General features: G+C 70.1%; 1 protein-coding gene. It reads left to right on the top strand.

Features of this window, described 5'->3' with window-relative positions; all coding sequences use genetic code 11:
- Nucleotides 1–28: 28 nt before the first annotated feature.
- Nucleotides 29–24,490 carry a beta strand repeat-containing protein gene (locus tag GGG17_RS16860; RefSeq protein WP_154592743.1) on the top strand — a complete coding sequence of 8,154 codons (24,462 nt, stop codon included), beginning with the start codon at nt 29–31 and terminating at the stop codon, nt 24,488–24,490.

Here is a 24,490-nt window from a genome sequence, read left to right as displayed (position 1 = left end):
TCCCCCGGTGTCGCGCGCAGGAGGGGCCATGCCCAGCTGGACCAGCTCGCCAGGGTTCCTGACGGTGCGTCACTATCCGTCACGTTCCTGGCATGCGCGCGCCGCGGTGGCGGTCCTCGCCGTCTTCGCGCTGCTGAGCGCCCTGGTGGTCTCCTTCGCCCCCCGCGCCGACGCCACGATCGTCACGCCCGCCGGCGGCCGCATGGACGAGACCTTCAACCGCGTCGTGAACGGCGACTTCCTCACCGTGGGGAACGGGATCCTGCAATGCTCTGGCACCGCCTCGGCCGACTCGCCGATGTCGGGGAGCAGCTGCGCCGTCCTCTACGGGGGGAGCGCGCCCACCTCTGGCTCCAACAACTACGTCAACGACTTCTGGCAGTTCATCAACTACGACGTCGACGCCACGATGACCGGGGTGAACTCCTCCTCGGGCCAGTTCGTCGTGCCCGAGGGCGCCACCATCGTCAAGGCGATGCTCTACTGGTCCGCCAACACCGGGAAGGCAGCCGGTGCCACGGGCAACTCCTGCGCCTCCTACGGAGGGCAGGCAACCCTGCCAGCAGGGAGCTACACCACGCAGCAACCGGTCTTCCGCGTCAACGGCGGCGCTGTGCAGACCGTCAACGCCGGCTTCGCCAACATCACGGAGGGCTCCGGCTCGCTCAGCACGGGCAACCCTTACTACTACTCTGCCCAGCAGGACATCACCAGCCAGCTCGCCGCGCAGGTGGGGACCGGGACGGGCGCGGCGACGACGTTGACGGTGGGCAACATCTGGGCGCCGACGGGCTACGGCTGCTACGGCGGGTGGACCATGTCGCTCGTCTACGACTATGGGCAGGCCGTGCAGGGGCAGGCGGCGAGCCAGGCCCGCCAGGTCGTGCTCTACGACGGTCACGTCCGCACCTTTTCGTCCGCCGGCGTGCAGGACGGTCTGACGACCACGCTGGGGGGCTTCGTCGCCGTCGCCCCAGGGGCCCGGGCCTCCGTCGGGATCTACGAGGGGGACAAGGGCATCGCGGGCGACACCACGTCCTCCACGGTCGGCACGAATACCATCGCCCTGGCGGATACCTCGCTCGGGGCGAACACGAGCAACACTGGGGTGGGCTCCGCCGACGGGGCGGTGACGTACAACGGTACCCCCACCAACTACAGCGTCGACGTGCACAACTACCAGCTGACCAACGTGGTGGCGGGGTCCCAAAGCGTCGGGCTCTACACGGGGACAACGGGCGACTCGTACATGTGGCAGAGCGCCGCCATCTCGGTGCCGGTGTCCAAGCTGAAGGTGACCAAGACGGCCGCCGACGGATCGGACACCCAGACGATCAACCAGGGGGAGACCCCGCGCTACCGGATCCGCGTCAAGAACGACGGTGCCTCCCTGCTCACGGGCCTGGCGGTCAACGACCCCAACGCGCCCGGCTGCAACGTGAACATCGCGAGCCTGCAGGTCGGTGGCTACCAGGACATCGACTGCTACGGCCCACCGGCCACGCAGTCGCTCACCAACACCGTCAACGTCTCCGCCAAGGACGCCGCCAACCAGAACGTCCCGGGCAGCGACACGACCCAGGTGATCGTCAACATCCCCAACGTCGACGTGTCCAAGACCGCGTCCGGGGTGAGCGGTCCGGTCAACGTCTATGGCGACTCCATCTACACCGCGGCCTACACCGTCACGGTGACCAACTCGGGCGCCGGAGCCACGAAGTACGGTCCGCTGACCGAGACCCCGGGATTCGATCCCAAGCTGACGGTCACCGGCATCGACTGGGCCAGCACCAACGGCGGCAGCTCGGGCTCCACCACGGCCACGTCCGTGGACCTGGAGAAGGGCGGCTTCGTCAACCTCGCTGCGGGTCAGACGGTCACGTACACGGTCAACGTGAAGTTCAAGTTCACCAACCCTCAGGACACCTCCGTCCCCAGCAGCTGCTCCTCGCCCATCGCCGCCGGGTCCGGCCTGTTCAACTCCGTGGCCCTGGGCAACGCCGGCACCCCGGGGTACGCCGTCGAGTCGAACACCACCAACAACTCCGCCTGCATGAACCCGCCCACGCGGTCGGCGGTCATCGACGTGGCCAAGTCGGCCGGCTCCTACGCCGGGCCCAACGCGGACGGGTCCTACACGGTCACCTACGACGTCACCGTCGCCAACTCCGGTGCCGCGGTCGGCACCTACGGTGCGATCACCGACACCCCGAGCTTCTCCAGCAACCTGCAGATCCTCGGCTACAAGATCGACAGCAGCGGCACCGGCGCCCCGGCGGGCAAGCCCTACACCACCCTGAGCGGCGCCACGATCCCGGTGACCACGGGCAGCACGCCGATCAACGCCCTGACGACGCACACCTTCCGGCTCACCGTGACCTTCAAGTTCAAGGACGCCAACACCGCGTCGGCCTGCAACGGCTCGCCGGGAGGCGGTCTCTACAACGCGGTCGCCATGGCGACGACGACCGACAACGTCACGACCAACAACACCGCCTGCGTGCCGCCGCCCGCGCCGCCGACGGCCTCCCTGGCGCTGGACAAGCAGTCCGGCCGGCTCAACGACGTCAACGCCAACAACCAGACCGATGCCGGGGACACCATCCCCTACACCTTCGTCATCAAGAACACCGGGCCGGTCAACCTGTCCGCCCCCACGGTGACGGACACCAAGCTCGGCATCAACGGTGCCTACTGCATCGACGCCAACACCGTGATCGCGCCCGGGGACTCCATCACCTGCTCGTTGACCAGGACGTACACCATCACGTCGAGCGACATGGCGAACCTCAAGGTCGTCAACACCGCCACCGCGACGGCGACGCCGCCGACCGGAAACCCGGCCACCGCGAGCGACACCAACACCTTCAACGTCCAGGCGGGCGCCTACATCTCGCTGAGCAAGTCCGTCGGCACGGTGATCGACAACGACAACAACGGGCCGGACGCCGGGGACACCGTGAGCTACACCTTCCGGGTGCAGAACACCGGCAACGTGCCGCTGTCGCCGGTGACCATCACCGACAGCAAGCTGAACCTGACGAACGCCGCGTGCGTGGGGACCCTCGCCGTGGGGGCGACCGCGGACTGCCCGTCCAGCACCTACACCCTGACCCAGGCCGACGTCGACGCCGGCAAGGTCGTCAACACCGCCACGGCCAGGGGCGTGAACGGCGCCAGCACGGCGACGGGTGACGGCAGCGCGACCCTCACCATCGCGACGGACCCGCAGCTGACGCTCGACAAGTCGGCCGGTTCGGTCGTCGACACCAACGGCAACAAGGTCACCGACGTGGGGGACACGATCCCCTTCACCTTCACCGTGACCAACCGCGGGACCGTGACGCTCGGCACCGTGCTCGTCAATGACTCCAGCCTGGGCGTCGTCAACGCGACCTGTGGATCCACGACCTCGCTCGCTCCGGGCGCCTCGACGACCTGCACGTTCTCGCACCGCGTCACCCAGGCCGACCTGGACTCCGGGTCCTACGACAACACCGGTGACGCCTCGGGCAAGACGCCGAGCGGCTCCACCATCCACGGCATCGACAACACGTCGACCGCGGTCTACGGGTCGCCGTCGATCACGCTCGACAAGCAGCTGGCCTCCACGTCCGACAGCAACAGCAGCGGCAAGCTCGACGCGGGCGACACCCTGACCTTCTCGTTCCTGGTCCGCAACACCGGGTCGGTGACCCTGCGCCCCATCGTGATCTCGGACGCGACCCTCGGCCTCGACCGGCGAGCCTGCGACCTGGGCAACGCGGCCGCAGCGCTCGCTCCGGGCGCCACGATGTACTGCTCCACCGCCAGCCACGTCGTCACGCAGGCCGAGGTCGACGCCGGGTCCTACGTGAACACCGCCGTCACGTATGCCATGCCCCCGATCGGCAACGAGGTCTCCGCCCAGGACACGGTCGCCTCGACGCTCGTGCCCTCCCCCGCGCTGACGCTCAAGAAGACCGCTAGCGCGATCTCCCAGGCCGACGCCAACAAGGTGCAGCCCGGCGACACGATCCAGTACTCCTTCGTGGTGACCAACACCGGCACCGTCACCCTGCAAGGGATCCAGCTGACGGACCCCACGCTGTCCACCCTGCCGATCACCTGCGCCAGCAGCACCCTGGCGCCCAAGGCCAGCACCACGTGCACGACCACCACCTACGCGCTGACGCAGAGCGACATCGACTCCGGATCGGTCAACAACACGGCGGGCGTCGCGGCGTACCCCCCGTCCGGGGCGGCCATCACGGCGAGCTCGAGCACGTCGACCCCCATCCCCGAGAGGCCGGCGCTGGCCTTCGACAAGGGCGCGGGGATCGTCAACGACGACAACGGGGACGGCAGGCAGTCCGCGGGTGACTCCGTGTCGTACACCTTCACCGTCACCAACACCGGCAACGTGACGCTGAACCCCGTCACGGTCACGGACCCGACCCTCGGCCTCAACTACTCGCAGTGCGGCGGCGGCGCGCTGGCCCCGGGCGCGACCACGACGTGCACGCAGGCATATCGCATCACCCAGGCGGACATCGACGCCGGCACGGTCAACAACACGGCGACGGCCCGCGGCACCTCGCCCGCCAAGGCCGAGGCCTCCGGCACCGACCAGACCTCCGTCACCCTGACCCCGCAGACCAAGGTCACGCTCGCCAAGGGCGCCCAGGCGGTCGTGGATGTCAACGGCAACGGCGTGACCGACGCGGGCGACACGATCACCTACACCTTCCGGGTGGTCAACACCGGGACGACCTCGTTGACCACCGTCACGCTCACCGACCCCAAGGTCAAGCTCACCGACGCGGTGTGCGACGCCGCGGCGACGACGCCGCTCGCCCCCGGCGCTTCACGGGACTGCACCCCGCGGACCTACACGCTGACCGTCGACGACCTCAACGCCATGAACGTGTCCAACACGGCGACGGTCACCGGCACCGACGCCAAGGGCGTCAAGGCCACCGCGGAGTCGTCGACCTCGACCGCCATCACGCCCACGCCCCGACTGGTCCTCGACAAGACGTCGTCCACGATCAAGGACACGAAGGCCGACGCCCGTCAGGGCGCCGGCGACACGATCGACTACACCTTCACCATCACCAACACGGGCACCGTCTCCCTGACCAACCTCACCATCACCGACGGCAAGCTCAACGTGGGCACCGCGGTGTGCGACGCGGCGAGCACCGCGCCCCTCGCCCCCGGCCAGAGCCGCACCTGCTCGGTGCGGACCTACACCATCACCGCGACGGACGCGGACGCGGGCGCGGTGAACAACACGGCCACCGCGTCGGGCACCGGCCCGGACGGCAAGGCGACCACGGCCTCGGACTCCGACTCCCGCGCCATCACCTCGACGCCGGGAATCACGCTCGACAAGAAGCAGAGCGCCCTGGCGGACCTCGACGGCAACGGGCCGGACGCCGGCGACGCCATCACCTACACCTTCTCCGTGACCAACACCGGCACCGTCACCCTCTCCCCGGTCACCGTCACCGACGCCAGGCTCGGCCTCAACGCCGTCGACTGCGGCGCCGGTCCGGTCCCTGCGGGGGCGACGGTGGACTGCACGATCTCCAGAACCTACACGGTCGCGCAGGCGGACATCAACGCCGGCGTCCTGACCAACACGGCCACCGCGGTCGGCACCCCGCCGTCCGGCAACCCGGTGTCCGCGCAGGACACCGAGAAGGTCGACTTCGCCACCGTCGGCGGCGGGGTCAGGCCGCCCGCCATCACCCTCGACAAGATCGCTCCGGCGAGGCCGACCGACGCCAACGCCAACGGCAAGACCGACGCCGGCGACACCATCACCTTCACCTACGAGATCACCAACAGCGGGACGGTCACGGTCTCCAACCCGACGGTGACCGACACCAAGCTGGGCTTCGCCGACGTCGCGTGCGTCCCGGCCACCCCGCTCGACCCGGGTGTCACGCGCGAGTGCTACCAGCGGGTCCACACCTTGACCCAGGCCGACATCGACGCCGGCAGCTATGACAACTCGGCGACCGTGTCGGCCGTCGGCCCGGCGCCCGCCAGCACGGTCGCGACGTCGACGCCCGACACCACCTCGACCCCCATCACACAGCTGCGTGGTCTCGCCCTCGACAAGACGGCCGGCGCGGTCGTGGACACCACCGGCGACGGTCGCAACAGCGCCGGCGACACCGTGACCTACCGCTTCCTCGCCACCAACAGCGGCACCGTGACGTTGAGCAACGTCACCATCACCGACGCCAGGCTCGGCCTCGACGCCGTGCGGTGCGGGACGGGGACGCTGGCCCCGGGCGCGTCGCAGTACTGCTTCGCCTCCACCGCCGGGCACGCCTACACCGTCTCCCAGGCGGACATGAACGCCGGCCAGATCGTCAACACCGCCACCCTGAGCGGCACGCCCCCGACGGGTGCGGCCCTGACCGCCTCCGACGGGGTCACGATCCCGGTGACCACCAAGGCGTCCTTCGCCTTCACCAAGAGCGCCGGCACGGTGACCGACGCCAACGGCAACGTGAAGCAGGACGCCGGGGACCAGGTCACCTACACCTTCACGATCGTCAACACCGGCACGGTGTCGCTGACGGGGGCCGCGGTCACCGACAACAAGATCGGCATGGCCGGCGTGCTGTGCGGGACCGGGTCGGTCGAGCCCGGCGGGACGCTGACCTGCGCCTCGCCGGCCTACACCCTGACCCAGGCCGACATCGACGCGCGCGTGGTCAACAACACGGCCTCGGCGACCGCCACGGCACCCGACAAGACGACGGTCCCCGGCACCGCCTCGGCGTCGGTGCCGCTCAGCCCGACCCAGTCGCTGCAGCTGGTCAAGACGGCCGGCACCGTCGTCGACGCCAACAACAACGCGGTCCAGGACGCCGGGGACACGATCCAGTACACCTTCCGCGTCACCAACACCGGCTCGGTCACGCTGAGCACGATCAAGCTGACCGACACCAAGCTGGGCATCTCCAACGTCGACTGCGGCTCCGGCCCGCTCGCCGGTGGCGATTCCCGCGTCTGTACGCCGATCACCTACACCATCACCGCGGCCGACGCGAACGCCGGCAAGGTGGACAACACCGCGACGATCTCCGGCATGACGCCCACGGGCGCCCAGGTCACCGCGCCCGGCACCGCGACGCGGGCCCTGACCGAGTCGCCCAGGATCGAGCTCGACAAGATCGCCAGCTCGATCGCCGACACCAACGGCTCGACCAAGGACGACGCGGGCGACACGATCACCTACCAGTTCGTGGTCAAGAACACCGGCACCGTCTCGCTCGACCAGCTGACCCTCACGGACAGCAAGCTCGGCCTGAACCTCGCCTGCGGCTCGGGCGCCCTGGCGGCCGGCACCTCGCGGACCTGCAGCCCGGCCACCCACGTGCTCACCCAGGCGGACGTCGACGCCGGGACCTATGCCAACGAGGCCACCATCAGCGGCACCTCACCGGGTCGCACGACGGTCACCGCCAAGGACTCGACCAACACGTCCATCACCCAGGCGACGGGCATCCGGCTCACCAAGACCGCCGGTGCGCTGGCCGACACCAACGGCGACGGACTGGTCGGGGCCGGGGACACCATCAGCTATACCTTCTCGGTCACCAACAACGGCACCGTCCGGCTGGACCCGGTCACCGTCACCGACAACAAGCTGGGGCTGTCCGCGGTCGCCTGCGGCACGGGCCCGCTGGACCCGGGCGCCTCCCGCGCCTGTGGCTTCACCGCCCCCTACACCCTGACGGTGGCGGACGCGGACGCCGGCAGCGTCGTCAACAACGCCGCCGCGAGCGGCACGACGCCCACCGGGACCACCGTGACCGGCTCGGCCAGCACGACGACGACGGTGCAGGCGACCCCCGCCTACACCTTCGACAAGCAGGCCGGCGTGGTCACCGACACCAACGGGACGACCAAGACGGACCCGGGCGACACGATCACCTTCACCTTCGTGGTCAAGAACACCGGGAACGTCACGCTCAGCCCGGTCACCGTCGCAGACTCCAGGCTCGGGCTGAGCAGCGCGTCCTGCGGCGCCACCGCGGTGGCGCCCGGCGCCACCATCACGTGCCTGACCCGGTCCTACACGCTGACCCAGGCGGACATCGACGCCGGCGTCGTGGACAACTCGGCCACGTCCAATGCCAGGACGCCCTCCGGGCAGGTGATCGCACAGACCGACACCACGTCGACCACCATCACGCGGGCCTCGGCCCTCAGCATCGTCAAGACCTCCGGCGGCGTCGTCGACACCAGCCGCGACGGTCGCGACAGCGCCGGCGACACCATCGTCTACGCCTTCACGGTCCGCAATGGCGGCACCACGTCCTTCAGCGGCGTCACCATCACGGACCCCAGGCTCGGCCTGGTCAACGAGCCGTGCGTCGGAGCCCTCGCCCCGGGCGCCAGCCAGAGCTGCAGCCTCCCGGTGGCCCGGGCCACCTACACCCTCACCCAGGCCGACCTCGACGCCGGCCAGGTCGCCAACGCAGTCACCGCCAACGGCACCCTGACCGCGGGCGGCACGGTCTCCGCGACCAGCTCCGTGACGGATGCCCTCACGCAGACCCCGGGCCTGAGCATGGACAAGACCGTCGGCGACCTGATGGACCTGGACGGCAACGGCCCCGACGTGGGCGACACGCTCACCTACTACTTCTCCGTGACCAACACGGGCACCGTCTCGATCAGCTCCGTCACCTACGACGACCCCACGGTGCGCATCGTCAACGCGACCTGCGGCACGACCAGCCTGGCGGCGGGCGCCACCCGGGTCTGCTCGGCGAGGTCGTACACCCTGACCCAGGCCGACGTCGACTCCGGCTCCGTCACCAACACGGCCACGGCCGCGGGCACCGACCCCAAGGGCCAGAGGGTCACCTCGCCCGCCGACTCGACGACGACGGCCACCTCCGGCACCTCCAAGGTCGCTCTCGACAAGACCGACCTGGGGGTCACCGACCTGGACAACAACGGCGTGGACGCGGGCGACACCGTCACCTACCGGTTCAGCATCACCAACACCGGCACCACCGCGCTGCACCACGTGGACCTCTACGACACGAAGCTGGACCCGGCCACCACGACGAGCGGCTCGACCTGGTGCAGGTACCTCGACGACACCCATCCCGGCGGCCTCCTGCCCGGGCAGACCGAGTGGTGCTACGGCGCGGCCGAGACCTATGTCCTGACGCAGGCGGACATCGACGCCGGCGCGATCAGCAACACGGCCTACGTGACGGCCCTGGACACCCAGAACCAGTCGACCCGCTCGGTGGCCGACTCGACCAGCCGCAACCTCGCCCCCATCTCGGCGCTGATCGTGGACAAGACCCACAGCGCGATCGTCGAGGCCAAGGACCCCGTCGGACCGAGCGCCGGGGACACCGTGACCTACGCCTTCACCGTCACCAACAGCGGGTCGACGACCCTCAGCAACGTCACCGTCTCGGACGCCAAGCTCGGTATGGCGAACGTCCTGTGCGCCGCCACGATGGCGCCCGGTGCCACGGCGACCTGCCCCTCGCGGAGCTACACCCTCACCCAGGCCGATCTCAACGCCAGCAAGGTGGACAACACCGCGACGGCGGCGGGCGCCGACCCCAAGGGCGCCACGGTCACCAGCCAGGACAAGGACACCGTCCCCCTAGCCCAGGCGCCGGCCCTGACCCTCGACAAGACCCACTCGGCGGTGAGCGACAACGGCGACGGGGTCACGCCCAACAACGGTGACGTGGTGACCTACACGTTCAAGGTCACCAACACGGGCAACGTCACGCTCAACCTGCTCAACCTGACCGACGCCAAGCTGGGGCTCTCGAGCCGGGTGTGCGACGACCCCGTCGTGGATCCGCTCGAGTCGACCACCTGCTACACCGCGAACTACACGATCACCCAGGCCGACATGAACGCCGGGACGATCCACAACGACGCCTCCGTCCAGGGCACCCCGCCGGTCGGCTCGCCCATCACGGCCCAGGACTTCGACGACGTGACCCTCACGCCGCGGGTGAGCCATGTCTTCGACAAGACCGCGTCGTCGGTCACCGACGTCGACGGCAACGGCGTGGACGCCGGCGACACGATCGTCTACTCCTTCTCGGTCCGCAACACCGGCACGGTCACCCTCAGCTCCGTCACCCTGGACGACCCCAAGGCCGGCATCGTCAAGGCCGCCTGCGGGACCGGCACGGTCGAGCCGGGCCAGACCCTGGTCTGCTCGGCCAAGACCTACACGATCACCCAGGCGGACATCGACTCCGGGTCCGTGGTCAACAACGCCACGGCGACCGTCAGCGACCCGACCGGCAAGACGTACACGTCGACGGACGGCACCACGTCGGCCACCTCGGGCACGCCGCTGATCGCGCTGACCAAGACCCTGGTGGCCAAGGTCGACGCCAACGCCAACGGCCGGGCCGACGTCGGCGACGGGCTCGTCTACGCCTTCTCCGTCAAGAACATCGGGGCCGAGACCCTGAGCAGCATCTCGATCGCGGACCCCAAGCTCGGGGCGACCGCCCTGTCCGGCTGCACCCCGCTGCCGCTGGCTCCCGGAGCCACGGCGACCTGCGCACAGGCGGCATACACCCTCACCCAGGCCGACATCGACGCCGGCCAGGTGCAGAACACCGCGACCGCGACCGCGGTGTCGCAGACCGGGAAGGCGGCCACCGCCCCGGCTTCCGTCACGACCAGCCTGACCCAGTCGCCCGGCATCGCGCTGGACAAGGAGACCCTGGGCTTCACCGACGTCAACACCAACGGTCGCACCGACGCGGGCGACACCATGACCTTCACGTTCACGGTGACCAACACCGGTAACGTCACCCTCTCGCCCGTGATCTACTCCGACGCCAAGCTCAAGATCAACGCGCCGTCCTGCGTCGGCTCGCTCGCCCCGGGCCAGACCGTGACCTGCCCCCAGGCGACCTACACGGTCCAGCAGTCCGACGTCGACGCGGGCACCCTCGACAACGTCGCCACCGTCCGCGGCACCAGCCCCACGGGCACCATCGCCTCGTCGACGGACGGGACCAGCGACCCGATCACGCCGGCTCCGTCGATCCAGATCGTCAAGACCAGCGGCGGGGTGGTCGACGCGAACGCGAACGGACGCCAGGACGCCGGCGACACGATCCGCTACACCTTCACCGTCAAGAACACCGGCAGCGTGACCCTCACCAACCTCGCGCTGACCGACCCGAAGGTGGGGCTGACCAATGTCGCCTGCGGCAGCGGGTCCCTGGCACCGGGGGCCTCCCGTGAGTGCACCGCGGTCAGCTATGTGATGACCGCCGCCGACCTGGACGCCGGCAAGGTGGACAACACCGCCAGCATCTCGGCCCTGTCGCCGACCACCCAGAGGGTCTCCGCGACGTCGAACAAGGTCACCGACACCCTCACCCAGGCGCCCGCCATCAGGTTCGACAAGACCAACGCCCCCCTGGTCGACGCCAACGGCGACGGTCGGCCGAGCGCCGGCGACACGGTGACGTACTCCTTCTTGGTGACCAACATCGGCAACGTCACCCTGAACTCGGTCACGGTGACCGAGCCGGTGCTCCAGATGACCGCGCCCTGCGGCAGCGGCCCCCTGGCTCCGGGGGCCACCCGGTTCTGCATGGACTACACCTACACGACGAACCAGACCGACTTCGACTCCGGTGCGCTGAACAACCAGGCGTATGCCGAGGGCGTGGCACCGGACGGCAACACCAAGGTCACGGACGACGACGCCACCTCCCTCGCGCTCGGGGCGGTCTCGAGCCTGGCGCTGACCAAGACGGCCGGGGCCCTGGTCGACAGCGATGGGAACGGTCCCGACACCGGGGACACCATCACCTACACCTTCTCGGTCAGGAACACCGGGACGACCACGCTGAAGGACGTCCGCGTCTCCGACCTGAAGATCGGCCTCGTCAACGTCGCCTGCGGCACGGGGGACCTCGCGCCGAAGGCCACCCGCGACTGCCAGATCTCCCAGCAGTACACCGTCGAGGTGGGCGACGCCGACGCCGGTGCCGTCCGCAACAACGCGTCGGCCGTAGCCACGCCGCCCACGGGAGCCAAGGTCAGCACCACGGCGACCACGACGACCGGCATCGCCCCCAACCCCTCGGTGGGCCTCACCAAGGCGGCGTCCGCGATCGACAAGGGCGCCGACGGCATCGTCAACGCGGGCGACACGATTACCTACACGTTCTCGGTCACCAACACCGGCAACGTGACCCTCAGCCCGGTGACCCTCAGCGACGCCAAGGCCGGGCTCTACAACGCCAGCTGCCAGACCTCGTCGCTCGCCCCCGGCGCAACGGGCCCGTGCGCGCTCGTCGTCTACCGCCTGACCCAGACGGACATCGACTCCGGCAGCGTCAACAACTCGGCGTCCGCGGCGGGCGTGAGCCCCACCGGCGTCGCGGTCAACGGTCCGGCCAGCACCTCGACGCCTGTCGACGCGAGCTCCAGCGTCGCGCTCACCAAGACGGCGTCGGCCATCGCCAACACCAACGGCAACACGATGCAGGATGCCGGCGACACCATCCAGTACTCGTTCAGCGTCAAGAACACGGGCTCGACCACCCTCAACCCCGTGACCATCAGCGACGACAAGCTGGGCCTGGTCAAAGAGGCGTGCGGCACGGGTCCGCTGGCCCCCGGCGACACGCGGACCTGCACGCTCAGCGCCGCGAAGGCGACCTACTCCATCACGCAGGCCGACGTGGACCGCAAGCAGGTGCTCAACCAAGCGGCGGCCTACGGCAAGCCGCCGTCGGGCGCCGAGGTCACCGGCACGGCCGGCACCACCACGACGATCACGCACGCGCCGGCCCTGGTCTTCGACAAGACGGCCAGCTCCGTCACGGACCTCGACGGCAACGGCCCGGACGCGGGCGACACCGTCACGTTCACCTTCAAGGTCACCAACACCGGCAACGTCACGGCCAACAGCGTGACCCTGACGGACAGCCTGCTGGCCCCCACCCCGATCGCCTGCGGTTCCGGCGGGCTCGCCCCGGGCGTCACCCGCAGCTGCTCGGCGATCACCTACACGCTCACGCAGGCCGACGCGGACCGCGGCACGCTCGACAACTCGGCGTCCGTGACCGGCCTGGACCTGGAGAACAAGCCGATCACCTCGCCGGTGGACACGACGTCCACGACGCTGGCCACCGCCTCGACGCTGCGGCTCACCAAGCAGGCCGGCTCGATCGTGGACGCCAACGGCGACGCCCGCGTCGACGCCGGCGACACCATCACCTACCGCTTCCGCGTCGCCAACACGGGCACCACCACCTTGACCGGGGTCTCCGTCACCGACACCCGGCTCGGGCTCGCCGGGGTGGCGTGCACCCTGACCACCACGCTCGCCCCGGGCCAGTCCGGCTACTGCTTCCCCGACGGCGTGACCTACACGCTGAAGCAGGCCGACGTCGACCAGGGGACGATCGTCAACAACGCCTCCGCGGCGGCGAAGGACCCGGCCGGCACCGTCGTCCAGGGCACCAGCGGCACCACCACCACGGCCCCGCAGAGCAGCTCCCTGGCCCTCGACAAGGTGGGCGGCACCCACACCGACGCCAACGCCAACGGCCTCAAGGATGCAGGGGACACGATCGAGTTCACCTTCGCGGTCAGCAACACCGGCACGACCACCCTGTCCACGGTGACCTACTCGGACGCCAAGCTCCAGATCCTCAACCTGGCGTGCGGGACCGCGCCGCTGCTGCCCGGCGCCACCCGGTCCTGCCCGGCCAGGACCTACACGATCACGCAGGCCGACGTGAACTCCGGCTCTCTGCTCAACGAGGCTTCCGCCGCGGCCAGGACGCCGGACGGCACCACCGTGCCCGCCACGGACAGCGTCTCGACGCCCCTCGCGGGCACCACCGGCATCATGCTGACCAAGACCGGGTCCACGCCGGCCGACACGGACGGGTCGGGCACCCAGAACGCCGGCGACCGGATCACCTATTCGTTCGCGGTCCAGAACACCGGCACCGTCACGCTCACCCAGGTCACGCTGACGGACGCCAAGCTCGGCCTGTCCAACGTCTCCTGCGGCAACGGCGGCGGCAGCGGCACCGGCAGCCTGGAGCCTGGCCGGACGATGGCCTGCACCGCGGTGTCCTACACCACGACCCAGGCGGACTTCAACGCCGGCAAGGTGGTCAACACGGCCACCGCGACGGGCACGCCGGCCATCGGCGCGGCCGTGACCTCGGCCTCGACGGCCACGACCCCGCTCGTCCAGTCGGCCGCCGCGACCTTCTCCAAGAGGGCCGGCTCGGTCTCCGACATCGACGGCAACGGCGTCGACGTGGGCGACCTGATCGTCTACTCCTTCTCGGTCCGCAACACCGGCACGGTGGACCTCAACCCGGTCACCTACACGGACAGCAAGCTGGGGCTCCGCAACGCGGCCTGCGGCGGCACCCCGCTCACCCCGGGGGAGACCCGTGACTGCCCGGCCCGTACCTACACCCTGACCCAGGCCGACGTGGACGCCGGCACGGTGGACAACACGGCGACGGGCACCTTCACCCGGCCCGACGGCACGACCTTCAGCCAGGCGCAGAGCACCTCGACCCCGCTCGGCCGGGCGAGCACCCTGCTGCTCAGCAAGACGGCCGGGCCCGTGGTCGACGCCAACAGCAACGGCCGGGTCGATGCCGGTGACCACATCGAGTACACCTTCTCGATCACCAACAACGGCAACACCACCCTCACCAACGTCACGTATGCCGACCCCAAGGCCGGCGTGGCCGCGGGCTCCGTCTGCGCGGCGACGCTGGCGCCGGCCTCGACGGTGACCTGCCCGTCCGTGACATATGTGCTCATCCAGGCTGACATCGACTCCGGCAAGGTCGTCAACGCCGCGACCGCGGCCGGGACCGCACCGGACGGCAGCCAGGTCACCGGCTCGGCCTCGCAGACGTCCACGCTGACCCGGGTCGAGGCGATCTCGCTGGACAAGGTGGCGAGCGCGCTCAAGGACACCGGGAGGGTCAAGGACGAGTCCGACCCCGGCGACTCCGTCACCTACACCTTCGCCGTGACCAACACCGGGACCACGACCCTGAGCTCGGTGCGGATCACCGACACCCGGCTGAGCGCCACGCCGGTCGCCTGCGGCACCGACCCGCTCCTGCCGGGGCAGGTCCGGGCGTGCCAGGTGACGGCCGACAACACCTACGTCCTCACCCAGGCCGACGTGGACGCCGGCTCGGTCAACAACACCGCCACGGCCACCGCGACGGGCCCCTCGGGCGCCCAACGGTCGTCCAGCGACTCGACGTCGACCCCGGTCCGCCAGACCTTCGGCCTGGTGCTGGACAAGGTCGGCACCTACGTCGACGTCAACGTCAACGGCAGGGTGGATGTCGGGGACCGCATCGACTACACGCTCACGGGCACCAACACCGGCAATGTGACGCTGACCGACGTGCGCAAGAACGACCCGGCCATCGGGATCAACAACGCGGCCTGCGAGGACGGCGTGCTGGACCCGGGCGAGACCCAGGTGTGCAACCCCGCGGACTACGCCACCACCGGGCGGCTGCGCTACCACACGCTCACGCAGGCCGACGTCGACGCCGGCCACTTCGACAACACCGCCACCCTGACCGGCACCCGTCCCGACGGCACCAAGGTGGTCGCCGCGGACACCGTGGTCCAGCCCCTCACCCGCACCGCGTCCTACACCTTCAAGAAGACCGCCGGGTCGATCATCGACACCGACGCCAACGGGCCCGACGCCGGCGACACGATCACCTACTCCTTCTCGGTGACCAACACCGGCAACGTGACCCTCGCGCCGGTGACCTACTCCGACACCATCCTCGGCATCGACGGCGCCGCCTGCCAGCCCACCGTCGGCCCTGGTCAGACCGTCGCCTGCCCGGCCAAGACGTACACCCTCACCCAGGCCGACATCGACCGCGGCTCGGTGGACAACACGGCCTCCGTCGTGGCCACCCCGCCCACGGGGGTCACGGTCACGGACCAGACCAGCCGGACGAGCACCTCGACATCCGGCACGTCCACGCTGTCCCTGGTCAAGACCGCCGGCGCCATCACCGACGTGGCGGCACCGGCCGGCCCGAGCGCCGGCGACACGGTGTCCTACACCTTCACCGTCAAGAACATCGGCACGACGACGCTGACCAACGTCCTCTACCAGGACACCCGGATCGGCGTCGCCAACCAGGCCTGCGGCAACGGCCCGCTCGCTCCGCAGGAGCAGCGGACCTGCCCGCCCAAGACCTACACGATGACCCAGGCGGACGTGGATGCCGGCCGCCTCGTCAACGCGGCCAGCGCCACGGCGGTGGACCCCAGGGGCACCACCGTCACCGCTCCGGCGTCGGTCACCACCACGATCCCGGCCAACCCGGTGATCCGTCTCGACAAGGTCGACACGGCCATCGCCGACACCGTCCGGGACGACATCGTCGGGCCCGGCGACACGATCACCTACACCTTCCGCGTCACCAACGCCGGCAACGTCGACCTGGCCCCGATCACCATCACGGACCAGAAGCTCGGACTCAACCAGGCCACCTGCGAGCCCACCATCGCCCAGCTCCGGCCGGGGCAGACGGTGGACTGCATCGTCAAGGCCTACCCGCTGACCCAGGCCGACGTCGACAAGGGCTCGGTCGACAACACGGCGACGGCTGCCGGGACCAGCCCCGCGGGCGCCACCGTCACCTCGACCGACACCAACAGCCGCGCGGTCCCGCAGAACCAGATCCTGACGCTGGACAAGCAGGGCGTCTACGTCGACGTGGACGGCAACGGCGCCTGGAGCGTCGGGGACCGGATCGACTACACGATCATCGCCACCAACGGCGGCAACACCACCTTGACCGACGTCCGCAAGAACGACCCCCCGATCGGGATCTACAACACCTTGTGCGGTGACGGCGTGCTGCGACCCGGCGAGACCCGCACCTGCCACCCGGCTGGCTACCCGACGACACCGCTGCGCAACCACGTGCTGACCCAGGCCGACGTCGACGCCGGGACCTACAGCAACACCGCGACGCTGACCGCCACCAAGCCGGACGGCAGCAAGCTGACCGCCACGGACTCGGTGACCCTGTCGGGCACCCGCTCGGCGTCGTACACCTTCGACAAGACGGCGGGGTCGCTGATCGACGCCGACGGCAACGGGCCGGACGCGGGTGACACGATCGCCTACACCTTCTCGGTCACGAACACCGGCAACGTGACCCTGTCCCCGGTGACCTACACCGACGCCCGGCTCGGCATCACTGGCGTGCAGTGCGTGGCCTCCCTGGCCCCCGGCCAGACCGCCGCCTGCCCGGCCAGGACCTACGTGCTCACCCAGGCGGACGTGGACGCCGGCTCGGTCGCCAACACCGCGAGCGCGGTGGCGGCGCCGCCGGCCGGCGTGACCGTCGTCAACCAGCAGGACTCCACGAGCACCCCGGCGTCGGGCGCCTCGCTGCTGGCCCTGGTCAAGACCGCCAGCGCGATCAGCGACCTGGACGCCAACGGGCAGGACGCGGGTGACCAGGTCACCTACGGCTTCAAGGTCACCAACACCGGCACGACCACCGTGACCTCGGTCGTGGTCAACGACGCCAAGCTCGGTATGACGAACGTCGGGTGCGGCACCGGCAGCCTCGCCCCGGGCGCCTCGGTGACCTGTGCGTCGCGGACCTACACGCTCACCCAGGCCGACGTCGACGCGGGGCTGGTGCACAACGCCGCGACCGCCACGGCCAAGGACCCCGGGGGCGCCACGGTGACCGGGTCGGCCGCCGTGGACGTCACCGTGCCCGCCTCCCCGCGCCTCGTGCTGGACAAGACCGACAGCGCCATCGCGGACACCAACAGCAACGGGCGCCAGGACGCAGGTGACACCATCACCTACCGGTTCCGGGTGACCAACTCCGGCAACGTCACCCTCGACCCGGTCACCGTCACCGACGGCAAGGTCGGGCTGGCCAACGCGCGTTGCGGGACGGCAGCCCTCGCGCCGGGCGAGTTCGTCGACTGCCTCACGACGCCATACGTGCTCACGCAGGCGGACGTCAACGCGGGCACCGTGGACAACACCGCGACCGCCCACGGCACGACCCCAGCCAACGGGGACGTGTCGGCTACGGACCGCAGCTCGCGCGCGGTCGACGCGCTGCCGTCGATCTCTCTCGCCAAGGTGGCCGGCACCCCCGTGGACCTCAACGGCAACGGCCGCATCGACGCCGGCGACACGGTCAGCTACACCTTCTCGGTCACCAACACCGGCAACGTCTCCCTGACCTCCGTCGTGATCAACGACGCCAAGCTGGGCCTCGTCACCGCGGCCTGCGGCAACGGCGCCACCGCGCTGCAGCCAGGGGAGACCCGCAGCGGGTGCGTGACCAAGAGCTACACCTTCACCCAGGCCGACGTCGATGCCGGCAAGGTCGTCAACAACGCGACCGCGGCGGCCACCCCGCCCAGCGGCTTGGACGTGACCGCGCCCGCCACGGCGACCACCCCGGTCGCGCCGTCGGCCTCCATCGTCATGGACAAGACGGCGGGCGGCATCGTCGACGCCAACAAGGACGGCCGGGTCAACGCCGGGGACACCATCGTGTTCACCTTCGTCGCCACCAACACCGGCAACGTCACCCTGAGCGCGATCACCTACAGCGACCCCAAGCTGGGTGTGGGTCCTGCCTGCGGCTCCGGGAGCCTGGCGCCCGGCGCCCAGGTGACCTGCCCGCCCAAGACGTACACCCTGACCCAGGCCGACGTCGACGCCGGCAGCGTCGCCAACACCGCCACGGCCGGGGGCTCCCCGCCCACGGGCGTCAAGGTGAGCGGCACCGACACCACCGACACCCCGGTCGTGCCCGACGCGGGACTGACGCTGGACAAGACGGCCGGGCCGATCGTCGACGTCAACCGGACCGGGCGCGTGGACGCCGGCGACAGCATCACCTACGGCTTCACCGTCACCAACACCGGCACGGTCACGCTCAGCCCGGTGACCTACACCGACTCGCTGCTGGGCATCACGGATGCCGTGTGCGGCACCGGCGGCCTGGCCCCCGGCGCGACGCGCAGCTGTGACGCCCGGACCTACACGCTCACCCAGGACGACGTGAACGCCAACACGGTCCGCAACACCGCGACCGCGGTCGGCACCGCCCCCGGTGGGGCCAAGGTGCCCGCGTCCGACAGCGTGGACGTGGCCGTCCCCGAGGTGGTCCAGCTGACGCTGGACAAGGCCGTGGCCCGGGTCAACGACCCCAACGGCAACGGGATCCGCGACCTCGGCGAGACGATCGACTACACCTTCACGGTCAAGAACACCGGGACGGTCACCCTCACGGGCGTCAATGTCGACGACGCGAAGGTCGGGCTGACCGACGTGACCTGCGGGACCGGCACGCTGGCGCCGGGCCAGTCGGTGCAGTGCGCCGCGTCGACACGCACGATCACCCAGGCCGACCTCAACCTCGGCTCCGTGGACAACATCGCGTATGCCGCCGGCACCGACCTCCACGGTGACGCCACCCCGGCGTCCTCCGACACGACCTCGACGGGCATCCCGTCCACCCCGGACGCGAAGGTCGCCAAGCTCGCCTCGGCCGTCGCGGACACCAACGGCAGCGGCCGCCAGGACGCGGGCGACACCGTCACCTTCACCGTCTCGGTGACCAACGTCGGCAACGTCGACCTGACCGGGGTCACCGTGTCCGACAGGCTGCTCGGGGTCACCGGCGCGGCGTGCGGCACCGGCACCCTGCCCCCGGGCGGCACGCGCGAGTGCTTCACCAAGCCGTACGTCCTCACCCAGGCGGACGTCGACGCGGCCACGGTCACCAACACCGCGTCCGCGGCCTTCACCCCGCCGAGCGGCATCGCGTTCACCCGGACCGCGAGCGCGACCGTCGTGCCGACCGTCGTCGAGTCCATGTCCTTCGACAAGGTCGGGACCCAGGTCAACGACACCGACGGCAACGGCCCGGACGTCGGCGACACGATCACCTACACCTTCACGGTGGTCAACGACGGCATCGTCACCCTCAGCCCGATCACGCTGACCGACGCCAAGCTGGGCTACAACGCCCAGGTGTGCGGCGCCGACCCGCTGCTCCCCGGGCAGACGCGGCTCTGCGCTACCCGGACCTACCTGCTGACGCAGGCCGACGTCGACGCGAGCAAGGTCGTCAACACCGCGACGACGAAGGCCACGACGCCGGACGGCACCGTGCTCACCAACGTCGACACCGTCACCACCCCCGCGGTGGGCCGGGCGACGATCGTGCTCGACAAGACGTCGAGCACCATCAGCGACACCAACGCCAACACCCGGGTGGACGCGGGCGACACCATCACCTACAGATTCCAGGCGACCAACACCGGGACCGAGACGCTGAGCCTGCTGACGCTGAGCGACCCGACGCTCGGGCTCAACGACGTCCAGTGCGGCACGGCGACCCTGCTGCCGGGGCAGACGCGGGCCTGCACTGCCAACGCCCACAAGCTGACCCAGGCGGAGATCGACTCCGGCGTGCTGGAGAACGGCGCCACGATCAGCGCCCAGGACCCGCGCGGCGGCACCGTGACGTCGCCCGTCGACCAGGTGAGCAACCCGATCGCGGAGAACCCCTCGATCTCGCTGAAGAAGACCGCGGGCTCCGTCACGGACGCCAACAAGAACGCCAAGCAGGACGCCGGTGACACGATCACCTACACCTTCGTCCTGACCAACACCGGCACGGTGACGCTGGCGACGGTGACGCTGACCGATCCCAACATCGGCTACGACCGCCGCGTCTGCGGCGCCGCGACGCTGGCGCCCGGCGCCGCGACCACCTGCACGGCCGTCTACACCCTGACCCTGGCCGACGCCAACGCCGGCGGCGTCACCAACACCGCCGTGGCGGCGGCGCTCTCGCCGGCGGGCACGACGGTCAGCGGGAGCTCCACGGCGACCGTGTCGGTCGCGGCGACGCGGACCATCGCGCTCGACAAGCAGGCCTCGACGGTCGACGACACCACCAAGGACGGCCTGGTGGGCGCGGGAGACACGATCACCTACCGGTTCCTCGTGACCAACACGGGCAGCCTGACCCTGCACGACGTGCGCTACACGGACGCGCGGGTCGGCATCGCCGACCAGGTGTGCTCCTCGGTGCCGCTGGACCCGGGCCAGACGGTGGAGTGCCCGCCGTTCGCCTACGTCCTGACCCAGGCCGACCTCGACACCCTCGTGACGCGGGCCGACGGCACCAAGGGCGCGGCGATCAAGAACTCCGCGACGGTCCGGGCGCTCACGCCCCGGGACATCGTCGTGACGGCCGGCGACGCCACCGAGACCAAGCTGGTCGAGACGCCCAAGCTGTCCCTGGACAAGACCCAGGACGGGGTCGTGGACGCCAACAACAGCTCCCGGGTGGACGCCGGTGACACGGTGACCTACACCTTCACCATCGCCAACCTCGGCAACGTGACCATGAGCGGCATCGTGGTCAACGACGCCAAGGTCGGTATGACGAACGTCGCCTGCGACCCGGCCAAGCTGGCGCCCGGCGAGGTGTCGACCTGCCGCAGGACCTACACGCTGACCCAGGCCGACCTCGACGCGGGCGCGGTCGACAACACGGCCTCGGCTGCCGGGACGTCACCGCTCGGCACCCGCGTCACCTCGTCCGACTCCACGTCGGTCGCCCTCAACCAGGCGCCGGCCATCGTCCTGGACAAGGTGGTGGGTTCCTACCGGGACGTCAACGGCAGCCAGACGGTGGACGCCGGTGACTCCATCACCTACGCCTTCACCGTGAGCAACCCGGGCACGGTGTCGCTGTCGCCCGTCACCGTCACCGACCCGATGATCGGCAAGACCGTGACCTGCGGCTCCACCCCGCTGCGCCCCGGCGAGTCGAGGGCCTGCCCGTCGATGACCTACGTCGGCACGGCCACGGACTACGAGCGAGGCGTGATCAGCAACCTCGCCACCGCCACCGGCGTCACCGCCACGGGCATCACCGTGTCGGACGACGACACCGAGGAGGTGCAGATCAACCCGGCCGTGACCCTGGACAAGACGGGGTCGTCCCTCAACGACCTCGACGGCAACGGCGCGGACGTGGGCGACACGATCACCTACGCGTTCACCATCCGCAACACCGGCAACATGCCGCTCACCAGGCTCGACCTGTCCGACCCCAAGCTCGGCGTGACCGGCGGCACCTGCACCTTCCCGCCGTCCGGCCTGCCGCCCGAGGCCGGGGCCCCGGACACGTGGTTCATGCCCGAGGCGCTGCTCCAGTCGATGGCTCTGCAGCCGCAGGTGGCGACCTGCCTGAGCCGGACCTACACGCTGACGCAGGCCGACGTGGACGCCGGCATGGTGACCAACACGGCCAGCGCCTACGGGAGCTTCGCCGACCTGCCGGGCAACCCGCGCTCGGCGCCGTCGACCGACACGGTGGAGACGCCGCTGGCCAGCGTCAGCAGGATCATCCTGGCCAAGACGGCGGAGAAGGCCGTGGACGACGACGCCAACGGTGGGATCGACCTCGGTGACTACATCCCGTACCACTTCAGGATCACCAACGAGGGCACCACCACGGTCAGCGCGCCGACCATCACCGACCCCCGGCTCGGGCTGACCGCCGTGCCCTGCACCAGCCCGACGAACCCGGCCCTGCTGCCGGGCGAGGCTCACGAGTGCACCGTCTACCGATATCTGCTGACCAAGGACGACCTGCAGACGGGCATCATCTACAACACCGCCCTCGCCCAGGCCAGGGACCCCCAGGGCAACCTCCTGGAGAGCCGGTCCTCGGTCACGTCGGAGTTCCGGATCTCGGGCTCGCTGGACTACACCTTCGACAAGGCCGCGGCCTGGAACGACGTCAACAAGGACGGCGCCACCAACGTGGGGGACACGGTGACCTACACCTTCACCGTGACCAACACCGGCACCACCGACGCGGCGAACGTCGTGCTCAACGACTCGAACCTGGGGCTCACGAACCAGGACTGCCTGACCAACGGCAAGGTCTACGCGAACGCCGACGCCCTCGCCGCGGGCACCCCGACCCACGGCGCGACGGTCGTGCCCAAGGGCGGTGGAATCCTGGTCTGCACCGCGGTCCACGACATCAGCGAGTGGGAGCAGCAGTCCGGCTCGATCGAGAATGCCGCCACGGTCAACGTCAGGGGCCTCAACGGCGACACCCAGACCAAGGGCGACAAGGCGTCCACCCCGACCACCCCCACCACGCCGGCCAGCGCCGAGGTCAAGCTCGACAAGACTGTGCTCACCGACCCGGCGACCGGGCTGGACTTCGTCGACCTCAACGGTGATGGGATCAAGAACGCCGGGGACGTCGTCCGCTACGCCTACGTAGGCACCAACACCGGCACGGTGGGGCTCCGGGACGTCAAGATCACCGACCCGATGCTGAGCCTGGCCAACGTCACGGTCCTGTCCAAGGACACCTTCGTCGACGGCGCGTTCGTCTGCCCGCTCACGCTGGCCCGGACCGGCGCGGTGACCTACGACTGGACAGCGCCATACACCGCCTCCTCGACCGCCTTCGCGGGCGCCGGGGCCCGGGCGGGCTCGCGAGGTCCGCAGGCGCTGGGTGACGCGGTGCTCGACCCGGCCGAGTGGTCCGGCTGCGGCGTGATCGAGTACACGATCACCAGCGCCGACATGGCCGGGGGCGTCGTCCGGACGCGAGCCAACCTGGCCGGCATTCGGGTGGACACCGGCGATGTGGTGACCGCAGCCGACGACCCGCCGGTGCCGCTGGACGAGAAGCTCGCCTACGAGCTCAAGAAGAACGCGAAGCTGAACGACGCGAACGGCAACGGCAAGGCGGACGCCGGCGAGACGGTGACCTACAGCTTCACCGTCACCAACACCGGCGAGACGCCGCTGAAGTCCGTCAAGATCAGCGATGCGATGCTCGGGTACGACGGGGTCGAGTGCCTCGGCGGGCCGCTGGCGCCGACCGCGCCCGGCAACGTCGTGACCTGCCTCGACAAGGGCTACCTGGTGGCCCAGGCAGACCTCGGCTACGGGACGCTCGACAACAACGCGAGCGCCTCGGCGACCTCGCCGAGCGGCTCGCCCGCCGGCAGCCGCAAGGCAGCCACGTCCACCCCCGTCTCCGACTCCGTGAGGGGCACCCAGCCCGTCGTCCTCGGCAACGGCACGGGCACCGGCAACGGCGTCAACCACGGGGGCGGGAGCTACCCGGGCGGGGTGTACTACGGCCTGCCTGGCGGTGGCTGGGTCAACCAGAGCGGCAACGGGTCCGTGCCCCCGGGCTACTACATCGACCCGCGGACCGGCCGCCTGGCCAAGACCGGTGCCGACGTCGGGCTGCTGGCCGGCGTGGGGCTCGCCATGATCCTCGGCGGCGCCTGGCTGCTCCTGCTGGCCAAGCGGCGACGCGACGAGGAGGACGGCCAGGGATCAACCGGCACAATCAGTGGCCAATGA

This window comes from Arsenicicoccus cauae (genome assembly GCF_009707125.1).
GTDB lineage: Bacteria > Actinomycetota > Actinomycetes > Actinomycetales > Dermatophilaceae > Arsenicicoccus > Arsenicicoccus cauae.
This window is presented reverse-complemented; position numbering and strand designations above follow the sequence as displayed.

Coding starts and splice junctions, on each gene's coding strand:
- GGG17_RS16860 (WP_154592743.1), top strand. CDS start 29: ATGCCCAGCTGGACCAGCTCGCCAGGGTTCCTGACGGTGCGTCACTAT.